Genomic DNA, 15732 nt, shown 5'->3' on the forward strand with positions numbered 1-15732 from the left:
GCGCGATGACATTCGAGCGGGGTGCACTGTTCGACCCGACGTTCGGCAGCGATGTCATCGGGCCGCTCCTCGACGACCGCGCCTGGGTGACAGCGATGCTCGATGTCGAAGCTGCACTCTCGCGCGCCGCGGCCTCGGTCGGCCTGGTGGACGCCGAACACGCGGACATCGTCACTTCCGCCGCCGCGGAACTCGGGGCGAATCTCGACATCGCTCGACTCGGAGCCGACGCGGCCGCCGGCGGAAACCCCGTCATTGCGCTGGTGACACTGCTGCGGACCGCGGTGTCGCCGTCCGCAGTTCCCGGGAGTGCAGTGCATACCGGTGCCACCAGCCAGGACATCATGGACACGGCACTCATGCTGATCTCACGCACTGCGCTCGCCGCCATCGAAGCCTCGCTCGACGACGCGTGCCGCGCGGCACGCGATCTCGCACTGAACCATCGCACCACACCCATGGCAGCGCGCACGCTCGGTCAGCAGGCCCTGCCCACGACCTTCGGCCTCGTCGCCGCGAACTGGACGGCGGGACTGTATCGTGCGCGCACCCGCCTGACGGCCGTTCGGCAGGCGTGTTCGGTTCAATACGGAGGAGCCGCAGGCACTCTCGCGGCCGTGCATCCGCACGGCCCGGCCATCGCGGCTGCGCTGGCCGCCGAACTGTCACTGGCTCCGCAGGTCGCGCCCTGGCACACCGAACGCACGGCAATCGCGGATCTGGCCTGCGCTTTGGGCACGGCCGCCGGGGCGATCGGGAAGATCGCCGGGGACATCGTGTCGATGTCGGCCACCGAGCTCGGCGAGGTATCCGAGGACGCGCCGGGAGGATCCTCGGCGATGCCGCACAAACGAAATCCTGTTGCTGCCATCACTGCTCGCGCCGCAGCCCGTCGGGTACCAGGGGCGGTGTCCACGGTGCTCTCGAACATGGATCACGAATACCAGCGCGCCGCGGGAGCCTGGCACGCCGAGTGGGAGACGATCACGGACCTGCTGCGTCTCACCGGCGGCGCAGCACACAGGATCGCCACCAGTCTCGGCGGGCTACACGTCCATCCCGAGATGATGGGTCGTAATCTCGATGCGACGGGCGGAGCACTCCTCGCCGAACGGGTCACAGCAGCCCTGGCGCACCATACGAACGATGCCCGGGACATCGTGACCGCTCGATGTGAAGCCGGAGCACCGTTGGACACCGATCCGGCCATCACCGAATTTCTCACACCGTCGACAGTGCGCGAGTTGCTCGACCCAGCCGCGTATCTCGGCCACGCGTCCGATCTTGTCGACACCATCCTGGCCGAGCTCGCCCTCGACACCGACAGCACCTCAGATTCGAAGGACTCACAATGACCGTCGCACTGGCACACCAACTCGTCGACGGACCGAGCGCCGACGCCGAGACCGTCGTGCTGATCGGTTCCCTCGGCTCCGATCGATCGATGTGGAACCCGCAAGTCGGCCCGCTCTCCGCGTCGCTCCGGGTACTCGCCGTCGATCTCCGTGGGCACGGAGCATCGCCGGTGCCGCCCGGTCCGTACTCCGTCGCGGACCTGGCCGAAGACGTCCTGGCCCTACTGGATTCATTGGACCTGCAGCGCGTTCACATAGTCGGCCTCTCGCTCGGCGGTGCCGTCTCGCAGTGGATCGCCATTCACCGACCGGAGCGAGTGCGGACTCTGACCCTGCTGTGTACCTCGGCCAAGTTCGGTGAGCCCGCGCAGTGGCTCGATCGCGCGGCCTCGGTCCGCGCGGCCGGAACCGCCTCGTTGGCCGACGCCGTTCTCGACCGGTGGTTCACTCCCGAACTCGCCGCTCGCGACACCGATCTCGTCGACCGGCATCGGCGGATGATCGTCGAGACGTCCGACGAGGGCTACGCGGCATGCTGTGAGGCGTTGTCCGACTGGGACTCTCGCCGCGACCTCGGTCGAATCAGCGCCCCGACCCTCGTGATCGCAGGCCGTCAGGACCCCTCGACCACGCCGGAGGATCTGAAGATCATCGCCGACGGTGTCGCTGGTTCCACGTTCAGAGTGCTCGACCCAGCCGCACACCTGGCCAACGTCGAGCAGGCCGGATCCGTCACCACAGCGATTGCCGCACACATCGGATCGGATCCGTATGCTGCCGGCCGGGCCGCGGCCCACGACACCGGCATGGCGGTGCGGCGCAGCATCCTCGGCGACGCTCACGTCGACCGAAGCATCTCCGCAAGAACCGAATTCACCGCGCCGTTCCAGGATTTCATCACCCGCACCGCATGGGGTGACATCTGGAACCGCCCCGGACTCGACCACCACACCCGCAGACTGCTGACCCTGGCGATTCTGACGGCCGTAGGCAACCAGCACGAGCTCGACATGCACATTCGCGCGGCGCTGCGCGCAGGACTGGCACCGGACGAACTGGCCGAGGTGTTTCTGCACACCGCTGTGTACGCGGGAGTTCCCAACAGCAACAGTGCTTTCGCACTCGCTCAGGCCGCCATCACCGAGAACGGAACCCCGTGAGCGCCGCGGACCCGCCGCCGTCGTCGGATTACGTCCAGTCTCTCGGGCGCGGCCTGGCGGTGATCAGAGCCTTCGACGGCGAGCATCCGCGTCGAACGCTGGCCGACGTCGCGCGAGCGACGGACCTGACCCGTGCCACCGCTCGACGCTTTCTGCTCACGCTCGTCGAGCTGGGGTACGTGCGCACCGACGGTTCGATGTTCTGGCTCACCCCGCGCGTGCTCGAACTGGGCTACAGCTACCTGTCGAGCCTGTCCCTTCCCGAAGTGTCGGGACCGCACTTGGAGGCTCTGGCGGAACGGGTGAGGGAATCGTCCTCCGTGTCGATTCTGGACGGTGACGACGTCGTGTACGTCGCCCGAGTTCCGGTGAGCCGCATCATGACTGTCGGAATCAACATCGGCACACGCTTCCCCGCGTTCGCCACCTCGATGGGCCGGGTACTGCTCGCCGGTCTGCCGGCCGACGAGCTCGCGGCCTATCTCGATCGAGTTCGACTGACGCCGCTCACCGGCAAGACGATCATCTCGTCCGATGCGCTCGCTCGCGAACTCGAACGAGTGCGCACCGAAGGCTTCTGCCTGGTGGATCAGGAGCTCGAGGAGGGTTTGCGATCGATCGCCGCACCCATTCACGACAACGCCGGGGCAGTCGTCGCCGCGGCGAACGTCTCGACTCAAGCCGCGCGTCATTCCGCGGACGCGGTGCGCACCGAACTACTCCCGGCCTTGCTCGACGCCACCCGCGCCATCGAGACCGATTTGCTCCGGGTGACCACCGGACCCAACGACAAGCGAGGAAACACCCATGCCTGACGCCGTGATCTGCGAACCCCTGCGCACCCCGGTAGGTCGCTTCGGCGGTCAGTTCCGCGACATCTCCGCCCAGAATCTGGCCAGCACCGTGATCGCCGAACTCGTTGCTCGCACGGGCATCTCCGGTGCCGACATCGACGACGTGATCCTGGGCCAGGCCTCCCCCAACGGTGATGCACCGGCGATCGGACGTGTCGCCGCGCTCGACGCCGACCTGGGTATCGACGTCCCCGGTATGCAGATCGACCGGCGCTGCGGCTCCGGCCTGCAGGCGATCTTGCAAGCGTGCATGCAAGTGCAGTCGGGCGGCAACGATCTGGTTCTGGCCGGCGGCGTCGAGAGCATGAGCCAGACCGAGTTCTACGCCACCGGAATGCGCTGGGGCGTCAAAGCGGAGGCGGTCGCGCTGTCCGACCGACTCGCCCGCGCACGAGTGACCGCAGGCGGAAAGAACTTCCCGGTCCCCGGCGGCATGATCGAGACCGCAGAGAACCTTCGAGCGGAATTCTCCATCAGCCGAGCGGATCAGGACGCGCTGGCAGTCCAGTCTCACCAACGCGCCGTCGCCGCCCAGAACAACGGCTTGTTCGCCGAGGAGATCGTCGGAGTATCGGTCCCCCAACGTAAGTCGGACCCGTTGCTCGTCACCACCGACGAACACCCCCGTGCCGACACCACCGTGGAGTTCCTGGCCGAGCTGAAAGCGATTCGCGCGTCGATCGATCCCGAATCGACGGTCACGGCCGGAAACGCCAGCGGCCAGAACGACGGTGCCGCGCTGGCGATCGTCACCACCCCGGAAAAGGCTGCTGCACTGGGACTTCGACCACTGGCCAGACTGGCGGGATGGGGTGTCGCCGGCGTCGCTCCGCGAACCATGGGCATCGGGCCGGTGCCCGCCAGCGAGAAGGCGCTCGGACGCCTCGGCCTGAGCCTCGCGGACATGGGCGTCATCGAACTGAACGAGGCCTTCGCCGCACAGGCCCTCGCCGTCACCCGGTCGTGGGGCATCGAACCAGACGACTCGCGGCTGAACCCGCACGGTTCCGGTATCTCGCTCGGTCATCCCGTCGGTGCCACCGGGGCTCGAATCCTCGCCACTCTGCTCCGCGAAATGGACCGCCGCGACGTCCGCTACGGACTCGAGACGATGTGCATCGGAGGCGGGCAGGGACTGGCTGCGGTATTCGAGCGCCTCACGTAATGAGAATCGGCTGAACAGCTCACACGACGAAACGAGCCCCGATCATCGAAGCGATGATCGGGGCTCGCGTTGTCCAGTTGACCGTCAGGCCGACTTGTCGCGGCGCTCCGGACGCTCGGGCTTGCGCGGCACGATGGTCGGCAGCACGTTGTCGTTGACCGTCTCCGCGGTGACGACGACCTTCTCCACGTCGTCGCGGCTCGGGATGTCGTACATCACCGGAAGAAGAACTTCTTCCATGATCGCGCGGAGTCCACGAGCGCCGGTTCCGCGGAGAATTGCCTGATCGGCAATGGCGTCCAGGGCCTCGGCGGTGAACTCGAGCTCCACACCGTCCATGTCGAACAGACGACGGTACTGCTTGACGAGTGCGTTCTTCGGCTCGGACAGGATCGTGACGAGCGATTCCTTGTCCAGGTTCGTGACCGACGCGATCATCGGAAGCCGGCCGATGAACTCAGGGATCAAGCCGAACTTGATCAAGTCCTCCGGCATGACCTCGGCGAAGTGATCCTGGGTGTCGATCTCGGCCTTGGAGCGAACCTCGGCACCGAATCCCAGACCGCGCTTGCCGACGCGATCGGACACGATCTTCTCGAGACCGGCGAAGGCACCGGCAACGATGAAGAGCACGTTGGTGGTGTCGATCTGGATGAATTCCTGATGCGGATGCTTGCGTCCACCCTGGGGCGGCACACTCGCCTGAGTTCCTTCGAGGATCTTCAGCAGCGCCTGCTGCACACCCTCTCCGGACACGTCGCGGGTGATCGACGGGTTCTCGCTCTTGCGAGCGATCTTGTCGACCTCGTCGATGTAGATGATGCCCGTCTCGGCGCGCTTGACGTCGTAATCCGCAGCCTGGATCAGCTTGAGGAGAATGTTTTCGACATCCTCGCCCACGTACCCGGCTTCGGTGAGAGCGGTGGCGTCCGCGATGGCGAACGGTACGTTCAGCATCTTGGCCAGGGTCTGCGCGAGGTACGTCTTGCCGCAGCCGGTCGGTCCGAGCATCAAGATGTTGGACTTCGCCAGTTCGACGGACTCACCCCGCACATCGCGAGCCTTGTCGCCGGCCTGGATGCGCTTGTAATGGTTGTAGACCGCGACCGCCAACGTGCGCTTCGCAGCGTCCTGGCCGATCACGTAGTTCTCGAGAAAATCCTTGATCTCGGAGGGCTTGGGTAGGTCGTCGAGCTTGACTTCGCTCGATTCGGCCAACTCCTCCTCGATGATCTCGTTGCACAGGTCGATGCACTCATCGCAGATGTACACCCCTGGTCCAGCAATGAGCTTCTTGACCTGCTTCTGGCTCTTGCCGCAGAAGGAGCACTTCAGCAGATCGCCACCGTCACCGATGCGTGCCATTGGGAGGTTCCTACTTCCTTGTCCGCATTCGCCCCACGCCGTCCGACTGTGCCGAGACTGTCGTGGGCTACTTCTCGGGCTTTTGCCATGCCGAGTCGATCGCCCGAGTTCTTGGGTGCGACGCTACCCGTGTTCGCCGAACATGGGCGGGTTGTTTCCGGTGATTCGCCACCCGATTTCACCGATCACCACGATCGGCCCGTCGATCGCGACCGCCGGGCGGAGTTTGTCACTCTCGCCCGGCGACGGTTTTGCTTGCCGGACCTACCGATCCGACCGGAGCACTCGCTCTGCTACTTCTGGGCAGAAAGCTTGCGGTACTCGAACACTGTGTCGATGATGCCGTAATCCTTGGCCTGCTCGGCGGTGAGGATCTTGTCGCGATCGGTGTCCTTGCGGATCACGTCGGGATCCTTGCCCGTGTGGCGACCGAGGGTGGTCTCCATGAGTCGACGCATGCGTTCGATCTCGGCGGCCTGGATCTCGAGGTCCGAGACCTGGCCCTGGATTCCGCCGCTGGAGGGCTGGTGGATCAGCACACGTGCGTTCGGCAATGCTGCGCGCTTACCGGGGGTGCCGGCGGCGAGCAGCACTGCGGCAGCCGACGCCGCCTGGCCGAGGCAGACGGTCGCCACGTCGGCGCGGACGTACTGCATCGTGTCGTAGATGGCCATCAACGACGTGAACGAGCCGCCGGGCGAGTTGATGTACATCGTGATGTCGCGGTCGGGGTCGAGGCCCTCGAGCACGAGCAACTGAGCCATGACGTCGTTGGCGGACGCATCGTCGACCTGGACGCCGAGGAAGATGATGCGCTCCTCGAACAGCTTGTTGTACGGGTTCGATTCCTTGACGCCGTAGCTGGAGTGCTCGACGAAGGACGGCAGGATGTACCGGGAAGACGGCAGCTGATTGGGGTCGAACAGGTTTGTCATCGTTTCTCCAAGATGTAAGTGATCGAGGGTCGCCGGTTTCGGCCGAATTACTCGCCGATTCCGCCGGCCTGCCGCGCACGGCTGACGACGTGATCCACGAACCCGTATTCCTTGGCCGCCTGCGCCGTGAACCACCGGTCGCGGTCGGAATCCTCGGTGATCTGCTCGACGGTCTGACCCGTGTGCTCAGCGATCAGTTCTGCCATTTCGCGCTTGGTGTGCGCGAACTGCTCGGCCATGATGGCGATGTCGGAGGCGCTGCCACCGATACCGGCCGAAGGCTGGTGCATCATGATGCGCGCGTGCGGCAGGGCGTAGCGCTTGCCCTTGGCACCGGCCGAGAGCAGGAACTGGCCCATCGAGGCAGCCAGACCCATTCCGTAGGTCGCGATGTCGCACTCGGCGAATTCCATCGTGTCGAAAATGGCCATACCCGCGGTGACCGAGCCACCGGGCGAGTTGATGTACAGCGAGATGTCGCGGGTGGGATCTTCTGCCGAAAGCAGCAGGATCTGAGCGCAGAGCTTGTTCGCGATGTCGTCGTCGACCTGAGTACCGAGGAAGATGATGCGCTCGCGAAGCAGACGCTCGTACACGGAGTCGCTGAGATTCAGCCCTGATGCGGCCGAAGTCATGACGGGACTCTGCTGGTGCGAAGCCGCCGGATTCTGAACAGTCACGGTACCTGCCTTTTCCATAACAAATCGTTGGTTCCTGACACAGACACTAACGAAAGACGGCGGCTCCGGAGTCCCGGAACCGCCGTCGTTCGCTGTGAGCGTTACTTCTCTTGTTCGCCCTCGGAAGAATCTGCTGCTTCGACCTCGTCGGGAGCATCGGCGGGGCTGCCGAACAGCTCGGCCGTGTCGACGCTGGCACCCGACGTGTCGGTCACGGTGACCCGCTCGACCACAGACGCCAGTGCCTTGCCACGCTTGACATCGGCGAACACGGCACCGAGCTGGTTGGCCTGCTGCACCTGCTGGATGAACTGCTCGGGCGGCATGCCGTAACGCTGGGCCTGGAAGATGATGCGCTCGGTGAGCTCTTCCTGACCGACCTGAGTGTTCTCCGCCTCGGCGATCGCGTCGAGCAGGAGCTGGGTGCGCACCGACTTCTCGGCGCCTTCCTTGACGTCCTTGTCGAACTCCTCGCGGCTCGAACCCTGCGATTCGAGCAGCTCGGCGAGCGCTTCCTCGTTGTGATCGAGGCCGTGGATGGCCTCGTGCACCTGGGAATCGACCTCGGCCTTGACGACTGCCTCGGGTGCCGGAATCTCGATGGTCTCGAGCAGCGTCTCGAGCACCTTGTCGCGGATCTGACCGGCCTGCTCGACCTTCGCGACTCGCTCGACGCGCGTCCTCAGGTCGGCGAGAAGCTCGTCGAACGTGTCGAACTCGCTGGCCAACTGAGCGAACTCGTCGTCGGCCTCGGGCAGCTCGCGCTCCTTGACGGAGACGACCTTGACCGTGACGACGGCTTCCTTGCCCGCGTACTCGCCGGCGACGAGAGTGGAGGTGAACTCCTTGGACTCGTCTGCCGAGACGCCGATGATCGCGTCGTCGAGGCCTTCGATGAGCTGGCCGGAGCCGACCTCGTGGGACAGTCCGCTCGCGGTGGCTTCCTCGACGTTCTCGCCGTCGACGGTGGCGGAGAGGTCGATCGAGACGAAGTCGCCGTTCTGGACGGGACGGTCGACACCGGTGAGGGTGCCGAAACGCTGGCGGAGCGACTGCAGCTGCTCGTCGACTGCCTCGTCCTTGATCTCGAGCGGATCGACGACGACGCTGATGGTCGAGTAGTCCGGCAACGCGATCTCGGGACGCACGTCGACCTCAGCGGTGAACGTGAGCTCGGTACCGTCTTCGATCTTGGTGATCTCGATCTCGGGCTGGCCGATGACCTTGACCTTCTCGTTCGTCACTGCCTCGGAGTAGCGGGCGGGAAGAGCGTCGTTGACAACCTGCTCGAGCACTGCGCCGCGGCCGACGCGCGCTTCGAGCAACTTGGCCGGAGCCTTGCCGGGACGGAATCCGGGGAGGCGGATCTGCTGAGCCAGAGCCTTGTACGCGCGGTCGAAATCAGGCTTGAGCTCCTCGAAGGGCACCTCAACGTTGATACGGACTCGCGTCGGGCTCAGCTGCTCGACGGTGCTCTTCACGGGACATGCTCCTTCTTGGTAATTCTTGCTTGCGGTGATGCTTACGGTGCTGGCGTGCGGTCTTACCTCGCTCGCCGCGACACACGGCGAACCGTGCCTGCGGCCCTCATTTGTCGGGGTGACAGGAATTGAACCTGCGACCCTCCGCTCCCAAAGCGGATGCGCTACCAAGCTGCGCCACACCCCGTCGTACCCACACCATTGAACAGCAACCGATAGTAGCCCCTCATCGGCGCCCCACCGATGGCGTTCGGGCGAACCCGGCGCGGCATGCCGGTTTGGAATCCGGCGACGGCGTTGGGTACAGTCTTGAAACGCAGGCGACGGAACTGGCGATCCCACGACTGTTGTTTGCACGCCGATGTAGCTCAATGGTAGAGCCCCTGTCTTCCAAACAGGCTACGCGAGTTCGATTCTCGTCATCGGCTCCATCGAAAAGCCCCGTACTTTTAGTGCGGGGCTTTTTCGTGTCCGCGTACCCTGAAACGGAGTCCGAATTGTCCGATCGAATCGGACATGCACCGTCGGCGGAAGGCCCGAAGTGGAAATTGTCCTGATCGTCCTCGTCATCGCCGCAGTCGCCCTGCTGGTGCTGCGAAGCAAGAAGAACTCCGCGGCAGCGGCGGAAACCGCGCTGGCCGACGCCAAGGCCGACGCCCGCCAGTCGATCGAACGCCTCGGCGGTCAGGTCTACAACCTGATCGGTACCGACACACCGTCGAAGCAGGCCTTGGCCGACGCGTCCGAGCGCAACATCGCCGCCGGGTCGCAGATCGACCAGGCGACAACTGTCGAGCAGGCTCGACTGGCCAAGCAGACCGCTCTCGAGGGGCTCTACTACATTCGCGCCGCGCGTCTGGCGATGGGCATGGACCCGGGCCCGGAGGTGCAGGGCATCGACGGCCAACAGCAAGCCGGCCGGGTCACCGAGGAACGCAAGGTCGACTTCGAGGGCCGCGAGATCGCCGCGTCACCCGATCCGTCCGACCGCACCCCCAACTACTACCCGGGTGGCCGCGTAGCAGGCCGTCCGATTCCCGCGGGCTGGTACTCCGAGCCGTGGTGGCGTCCGGCCCTGGTCGCCGGCGCGTGGGGCATAGGTTCGATGTTCCTGTTCTCGGCGATGTTCTCCGGCATGGCCGGGGTTCCGGACGAGACCGCGGCCGGCGGGGACATCGGAAACGACGGCTCCGGCGACGGGGCCGGTGACGACTTCGGCGGCGACGGCGGTGGCGATGCGGGAGCCGGTAGCGACGGCGACGGCTTCTTCGACGGCGGCGGCGACGGCATGTTCGGCGGAGACGGCGGCGGGATGGACTTCGGCTTCTAGGTCGCCTGGCAGACGGGGCACCAGAACAGGTTTCGCGCCTGCATCGTCGAATGCAGAATTTCGGCTCCGCACACTCGGCACGGCAATCCTTCTCTGCGGTAGGCGTACGAGCGCGGTCGGCGCGCACCGTAGGTGTCGCCGTGATCGTCCTCGGGCCGGATGGTGATGATGCGTCCGCGCCGGACACCGATCTTCATCAATTCGACGAGGTCGAACCAGATGGCGTCCCATTCGGCACGATCGAGATCCTTACCCGGGCGCATCGGGTTGATTTCGTGACGAAAGAGAATCTCGGCACGGTAGACGTTTCCGACGCCGGCCAGCACCTTCTGATCCATCAGCAGCGTCCCGATTGCAGTGCGTGACTTCGAGATTCGCGCCCAGGCCGCCGACGGATCTGCATCTTTACGCAGCGGATCCGGCCCGAGCCGCGCCACGAGGGCGTCGACCTGTTCTTCGGTATAGATCTCGCACGCTGTCGGGCCGCGAAGATCGGCACCGTACTTCTCCCCCACCATGCGCAGACGCACTGCGCCCACCGGATCGTTCAGTGGCACCGACTGTTCGGTGAACTTGCCGTACAGCCCGAGGTGAATGTGCACGATCAGATCGGTCTCGTAACGGTGCAGCAGATGCTTACCCCAGGCTTCGGCACTTTCGAGCACGAGACCATCGATCAGCGCGGCACCGGAGGTGAACCGTCCCTGAGGACTGCTCGCCGCTACCGGTGCCCCGCCGAACCGTCGTTGATGCAGCCGAGCGAGTCGGTGCAGCGTATGCCCCTCGGGCACCTACGCGGGCTTTCCCGGAACCTCGGGTGCGTCGCCGGTGCGCTCGTACTCGGACAGGATGTCGATGCGGCGCTGGTGGCGCTCTTCGCCCGAGAACGGAGTACCGAGGAACGCGTCGACGATGGCCAGGGCTTCGGGCAACGTATGCATGCGACCGCCGATGCCGATGAGCTGCGCATCGTTGTGTTCGCGAGCCAGTTTCGCAGTTTCCACGCTCCAGGCCAGAGCACACCGCGCTCCCGGCACCTTGTTCGCGGCGATCTGCTCGCCGTTTCCGGATCCACCGAGTACCAGACCGCGGCTGCCCGGATCGGCGACGACACGGCGTGCCGCGTCGATGCAGAATGCCGGGTAGTCGTCGACGGGGTCGTAATCGAAAGCACCGCAATCGATGGGCTCGTGCCCGGTCGCCGTGAGGTGTTCGATGATCTGATTCTTGAACTCGAGGCCGGCGTGGTCGGCACCCAGGTATACGCGCATGCCTAGAGTCTGACAGGTGAACTCACGAGCCGAGAAATTCGCCGGCGTCGACGGTGCGAGGGGTGCGTGGGTGGCCGCGGTCTTCGACGGCACGAGACTGACGTGGATGGGCTGCTCGTCCGTGGCCGAGGTGCTCGAACGCACGCGGGACTGCGCACGAGTGGGCGTCGACATGCCGTTGTCCCTACCCGACGACGGCTATCGCCTCAGCGAACTCGAAGCGAAAATCTTTCTCGGCCCGGCGCGCAGTTCCATCTTCCACACGCCCGTCGTCGGTGTCCTCGACGCCGAGTCCTATCCCGAGGCCTGCGCCGTGTCTCGGGAGCTCACCGGCAAGGCGATCAGCAAGCAGACCTGGCACATTCTGCCGTCGGTGAAGGCATGGCGGCAGGCGGATTTCGACCCGAACATCTACGTCGAAGTGCATCCCGAATGTTCCTTCAGGGCAATGTCTCCGACGACCACGTTCGCGTCGAAGAAGTCCGGCCGCGGCGTCGGGCAGCGGCTGGCGGCACTGCAACGCTGGAGCAAGCATCTCGAACTGGACGACCTGCCGGACGGGCCGCTCGTCGACGACTTCCTCGACGCCGCGGCAGCCGCATGGTCGGCCCGGCGGTTCCACCTCGGCGAGCACCGAACGTTCGGCACCGCAGATGGCTCGGATCGGATAGTCGCCTAGCCCCTCGTGCGTGACACGTCGCCTCTTACGACGACATTCCACGCACGAGGGTCACGCGATCAGTCGAACTGAGGGTCCTCGTTGCGCGAGCGCTTGAGCTCGAAGAAGTGCGGGTACGAGGCGAAGATCACCGATGCGTCCCAGAGCTTTCCTGCTTCCTCGCCGCGCGGGATGCGCGACAGCACGGGGCCGAAGAACGCGACACCGTTCACGTGGATGGTCGGAGTGCCCACATCGGGACCGACCTTGTCCATACCCGCGTGGTGGCTGGTCCGCAGATCGTCGTCGTACTCGGTGCTCTCGGCAGCCGACGCGAGGTCGGCGGGCAACTCGAGTTCGGCCAGGGACTCTCGGATGACGACGTCGAAATCCTTGTTGCCCTCGTTGTGAATTCGCGTTCCCATGGCCGCGTACAGCGGAGCGAGGATCTCGTCGCCGTTGCTCTTCGCGGCTGCGATCGCCACCCGCACCGGCCCCCACGCCTTCTTCATCATCGCGGCGTACTCCTCGGGCAGATCGCGGCCTTCGTTGAGTACGGCCAGGCTCATGACGTGGAAGTTCACGTCGATATCGCGCACCTGTTGCACCTCGAGAATCCACCGTGAGGTGATCCAGCACCACGGGCACAGTGGGTCGAACCAAAAATCAGCGGTGTCTTTCTGTCCTGAACCGGCCACTGTCTGCTCCTTGAAAGTCGAGGTCGCTGTCTCTTCATGTCGTAACAACCGTCCACCGCGCGGACATTCCGCGCGACCCGTCAGCCAGCGCGCCACACGGCAGACGTGATGGGATGGACAGCACTACCCATAACTACACGAAGAGGTGTCGACTGAAGTGGTTGCTCCCAACCTGACGCGTGACCAAGCCTCCGAACGCTCGGCGATCATCGGGGAAACGAAGTACGCGATCGTTCTCGATCTCACCGACGGCGAGGGCAATCCCGGCGAGAAGACGTTCCGCTCGCTCACCACCATCACGTTCGCGGCCACCGCCGGAGCGTCGTCCTTCGTGGACATCATTGCCGGCACGATTCGCTCGGCGACCCTCAACGGCACCGACATCGATACCGCGAATTACGACGAGTCCACCGGTATTGCGCTCGAGAATCTGGCCGAACACAACGAACTCGTGATCGACGCGGACTGCCTCTACTCGCACACCGGCGAGGGCCTGCACCGGTTCGTCGACCCGTCGGACGGATCGGTGTACCTGTACTCGCAGTTCGAGACGGCCGATGCCAAGCGCATGTTCGCCTGCTTCGATCAACCCGATCTCAAGGCCACCTTCGATCTGAAGGTCACCGCGCCCGAGAGCTGGACCGTAGTCTCCAATGCGGCGCACGGTGCCGAGCCTGCCGCGGGAGAGCACGTGTTCGACACGACTCCGTTGATGAGCACCTATCTCGTTGCGCTGATCGCCGGTCCGTACGCGGAGTGGACCGACTCCTACACCGACGACCACGGCACCATTCCTCTCGGAATCTATTGCCGCGCATCACTTGCCGAGCACATGGACGCGGAGAGACTGTTCACCGAAACCAAGCAGGGCTTCGGCTTCTACCACGAGAATTTCGGTACTCCGTACGCCTTCGGCAAGTACGACCAGCTGTTCGTGCCGGAGTTCAACGCCGGTGCCATGGAGAATGCGGGAGCGGTCACCTACCTCGAGGACTACGTCTTCCGGTCCAAGGTGACGCGCGCTTCGTACGAGCGTCGCGCCGAAACCGTTCTGCACGAGATGGCCCACATGTGGTTCGGCGACCTGGTGACCATGACGTGGTGGGACGACCTGTGGCTCAACGAATCGTTTGCCACGTTCGCCTCGGTGCTCTGCCAGTCCGAGGCCACCGAGTACACGAACGCCTGGACCACCTTCGCCAACGTCGAGAAGGCGTGGGCCTACCGCCAGGACCAGTTGCCCTCGACGCATCCCATCGCCGCCGATATCCCCGACCTGGCTGCGGTGGAGGTCAACTTCGACGGCATCACCTACGCCAAGGGCGCGAGTGTGCTCAAGCAGTTGGTGGCCTACGTGGGCAAGGAAGACTTTCTCGCCGGGCTGCGGGCCTACTTCGTGGACCACGCCTTCGCCAACGCCACCTTCTCGGATCTGCTTGCAGCGCTGGAGAAGTCGTCGGGACGCGATTTGTCCGACTGGGGCACTCAGTGGCTTCGCACCACCGGCCTGAACACGCTGTCCCCGGACTTCGACGTCGATGACGACGGCAAGTTCAGCCGCTTCGTGGTTCGGCAGAGCGGTGCGGCACCGGGTGCCGGCGAGCACCGAGTCCACCGCATCGCGGTCGGAATCTACGACGACGTCGAGGGCAAGTTGGTCCGTACCGACCGCGTCGAGCTCGATCTCGACGCCGCCGACTCGACGAATGTCGATGCACTGGTGGGTGTTTCGCGCGGAAAGCTGGTACTGGTCAACGACGACGACCTGACCTACTGCGCCGCGCGTCTGGATCCGGACTCACTCGACACACTTCTCGGTCGTATCGGCGACATCGCCGAGCCGCTCCCCCGCACCCTCGCGTGGTCGGCCGCATGGGAGATGACCCGGTCCGCCGAAATGAAGGCCAGAGACTTCGTGGCCCTCGTTCGACGCGGAATCGGCGGCGAGACCGAGGTCGGCGTGGTGCAGCGCCTACTCCTGCAGGCCCAGACCGCCATCACCAGCTACGCCGATCCGGCGTGGGCGGCCGAACACGGAACTCCCGAGTTCGCCGACGCACTGCTCGAACTGGCCCGCGGGGCCGAGGCAGGCTCGGATCACCAACTGGCCTTCGTCAACGCCCTCACCGGAATCGAACTGGGCGATCGACACATCGAGGTGTTGCGCGCCTTGCTCGACGGCGACATCGACGGCCAGGGCCTCTCCGGCCTCGGTGTCGACACCGATCTGCGGTGGCGCATCGTCACGGCCCTGGCCGGTGCCGGGGCCATCGACGCCGACGGACTCGAGTCGCCGGTCATCGACGCCGAGGCGAGCAAGGACAACACTGCTGCCGGTGCGCGGTCGGCCGCGGCTGCGCGGGCCGCACGTCCGAGCGCGGAGGTCAAGGAACAGGCCTGGAAGACGGTCGTCGACGACGACTCGGTGCCGAACATCACCGCACGCTCGATCATCGGCGGATTCGCAGGCCCCGGCCAGGGCGAGTTGCTCGAGCCCTACGTCGGTCGCTACTTCGATGCCATCGAGGGTGTCTGGTCTCGCCGATCCAGCGAGGTCGCGCAAACCGTCGTCATCGGGCTGTACCCCTCCTGGTCCATCAGTGAGCAATCACTGGCGGCTGCGGACGGGTTCCTCGACGGAGATCTGCCGCCTGCCCTTCGACGTCTGGTGATCGAGGGCAGGGCCGGAGTCGTTCGGGCCCTCGCCGCACGCGCGTTCGACGCGAGCTGACCGCTACCACGTAATACGACCAGGGGCCGGGGGGGGGGGGGGGGGGGGG

At 65.1% G+C, this 15732-nt stretch carries 14 protein-coding genes and 2 tRNA genes; 8 read left to right on the forward strand and 8 right to left on the reverse strand.

Annotated elements, in window-relative coordinates; translation table 11 throughout:
• Positions 1–5: 5 nt before the first annotated feature.
• Genes pcaB through ACFI9K_RS21245 form a run of 4 tightly spaced genes read left to right on the forward strand, consistent with a single transcriptional unit; the run spans position 6 to position 4534 of the window.
• On the forward strand, positions 6–1355 hold the full coding sequence (gene pcaB, locus ACFI9K_RS21230) for a 3-carboxy-cis,cis-muconate cycloisomerase (RefSeq protein WP_462665326.1): 1350 nt from the start codon (positions 6–8) through the stop codon (positions 1353–1355).
• A complete protein-coding gene (pcaDC, locus tag ACFI9K_RS21235) occupies positions 1352–2515 on the forward strand; it encodes a bifunctional 3-oxoadipate enol-lactonase/4-carboxymuconolactone decarboxylase PcaDC (protein ID WP_462665327.1) in 1164 nt (387 codons plus the stop codon). Before pcaB ends, pcaDC begins: the two co-directional genes overlap by 4 nt.
• A complete protein-coding gene (locus tag ACFI9K_RS21240) occupies positions 2512–3330 on the forward strand; it encodes an IclR family transcriptional regulator domain-containing protein (RefSeq protein ID WP_462665328.1) in 819 nt (272 codons plus the stop codon). The genes pcaDC and ACFI9K_RS21240 overlap by 4 nt, the downstream gene beginning before the upstream one ends.
• Positions 3323–4534 (forward strand): acetyl-CoA C-acetyltransferase, encoded by a 1212-nt coding sequence (locus ACFI9K_RS21245; RefSeq protein WP_462665329.1) that lies wholly within the window; start codon positions 3323–3325, stop codon positions 4532–4534. Before ACFI9K_RS21240 ends, ACFI9K_RS21245 begins: the two co-directional genes overlap by 8 nt.
• A gap of 84 nt (positions 4535–4618) precedes the next feature.
• Here ACFI9K_RS21245 and clpX read toward each other — a convergent pair whose 3' ends face one another.
• From clpX to ACFI9K_RS21270, 5 genes are all read right to left on the reverse strand, one after another.
• A complete protein-coding gene (clpX, locus tag ACFI9K_RS21250) occupies positions 4619–5899 on the reverse strand; it encodes an ATP-dependent Clp protease ATP-binding subunit ClpX (protein ID WP_032379220.1) in 1281 nt (426 codons plus the stop codon).
• 293 nt (positions 5900–6192) lie between these two features.
• Positions 6193–6834 carry an ATP-dependent Clp protease proteolytic subunit gene (locus ACFI9K_RS21255; protein ID WP_008715342.1) on the reverse strand — a complete coding sequence of 214 codons (642 nt, stop codon included), beginning with the start codon at positions 6832–6834 and terminating at the stop codon, positions 6193–6195.
• Positions 6835–6881: 47 nt separating this feature from the next.
• Positions 6882–7532: an ATP-dependent Clp protease proteolytic subunit gene (locus ACFI9K_RS21260; protein WP_222094397.1), complete on the reverse strand. Its 651-nt coding sequence runs from the start codon at positions 7530–7532 to the stop codon at positions 6882–6884.
• 83 nt (positions 7533–7615) lie between these two features.
• Complete coding sequence (tig, locus tag ACFI9K_RS21265; protein ID WP_222094398.1) at positions 7616–8995, reverse strand: trigger factor; 1380 nt, start codon at positions 8993–8995, stop codon at positions 7616–7618.
• A gap of 113 nt (positions 8996–9108) precedes the next feature.
• A tRNA-Pro gene (locus ACFI9K_RS21270) sits at positions 9109–9182 on the reverse strand.
• A gap of 170 nt (positions 9183–9352) precedes the next feature.
• Between ACFI9K_RS21270 and ACFI9K_RS21275 the strand changes: the two genes are divergently transcribed.
• Together ACFI9K_RS21275 and ACFI9K_RS21280 are read left to right on the forward strand one after the other, a co-directional pair.
• Positions 9353–9426 (forward strand) — tRNA-Gly (locus ACFI9K_RS21275).
• A gap of 110 nt (positions 9427–9536) precedes the next feature.
• Complete coding sequence (locus ACFI9K_RS21280; RefSeq protein WP_462665330.1) at positions 9537–10325, forward strand: DUF1542 domain-containing protein; 789 nt, start codon at positions 9537–9539, stop codon at positions 10323–10325.
• On the opposite strand, the gene ACFI9K_RS21285 is transcribed toward ACFI9K_RS21280, so the two are convergent.
• Together ACFI9K_RS21285 and ACFI9K_RS21290 are read right to left on the reverse strand one after the other, a co-directional pair.
• On the reverse strand, positions 10322–11116 hold the full coding sequence (locus ACFI9K_RS21285; RefSeq protein ID WP_222094400.1) for a DNA-formamidopyrimidine glycosylase family protein: 795 nt from the start codon (positions 11114–11116) through the stop codon (positions 10322–10324). The genes ACFI9K_RS21280 and ACFI9K_RS21285 overlap by 4 nt on opposite strands.
• A complete protein-coding gene (locus ACFI9K_RS21290) occupies positions 11117–11596 on the reverse strand; it encodes a ribose-5-phosphate isomerase (RefSeq protein WP_222094401.1) in 480 nt (159 codons plus the stop codon).
• A 16-nt stretch (positions 11597–11612) separates the two neighbouring features.
• On the opposite strand from ACFI9K_RS21290, the gene ACFI9K_RS21295 reads away from it, so the two are divergent.
• Positions 11613–12275, forward strand: coding sequence for a DUF429 domain-containing protein (locus tag ACFI9K_RS21295; protein ID WP_462665331.1), 663 nt, complete (start codon positions 11613–11615; stop codon positions 12273–12275).
• A gap of 59 nt (positions 12276–12334) precedes the next feature.
• On the opposite strand, the gene ACFI9K_RS21300 is transcribed toward ACFI9K_RS21295, so the two are convergent.
• Positions 12335–12952: a mycothiol-dependent nitroreductase Rv2466c family protein gene (locus ACFI9K_RS21300; protein ID WP_222094403.1), complete on the reverse strand. Its 618-nt coding sequence runs from the start codon at positions 12950–12952 to the stop codon at positions 12335–12337.
• A 157-nt stretch (positions 12953–13109) separates the two neighbouring features.
• On the opposite strand from ACFI9K_RS21300, the gene pepN reads away from it, so the two are divergent.
• Positions 13110–15683 carry an aminopeptidase N gene (pepN, locus tag ACFI9K_RS21305; RefSeq protein ID WP_462665332.1) on the forward strand — a complete coding sequence of 858 codons (2574 nt, stop codon included), beginning with the start codon at positions 13110–13112 and terminating at the stop codon, positions 15681–15683.
• Positions 15684–15732 lie beyond the last annotated feature (49 nt).

Source organism: Rhodococcus sp. PSi06, from assembly GCF_054960675.1.

Coding starts and splice junctions, on each gene's coding strand:
- pcaB (WP_462665326.1), top strand. CDS start 6: ATGACATTCGAGCGGGGTGCACTGTTCGACCCGACGTTCGGCAGCGAT.
- ACFI9K_RS21260 (WP_222094397.1), bottom strand. CDS start 7,532: ATGGAAAAGGCAGGTACCGTGACTGTTCAGAATCCGGCGGCTTCGCAC.
- ACFI9K_RS21255 (WP_008715342.1), bottom strand. CDS start 6,834: ATGACAAACCTGTTCGACCCCAATCAGCTGCCGTCTTCCCGGTACATC.
- pcaDC (WP_462665327.1), top strand. CDS start 1,352: ATGACCGTCGCACTGGCACACCAACTCGTCGACGGACCGAGCGCCGAC.
- clpX (WP_032379220.1), bottom strand. CDS start 5,899: ATGGCACGCATCGGTGACGGTGGCGATCTGCTGAAGTGCTCCTTCTGC.
- ACFI9K_RS21290 (WP_222094401.1), bottom strand. CDS start 11,596: ATGCGCGTATACCTGGGTGCCGACCACGCCGGCCTCGAGTTCAAGAAT.
- ACFI9K_RS21245 (WP_462665329.1), top strand. CDS start 3,323: ATGCCTGACGCCGTGATCTGCGAACCCCTGCGCACCCCGGTAGGTCGC.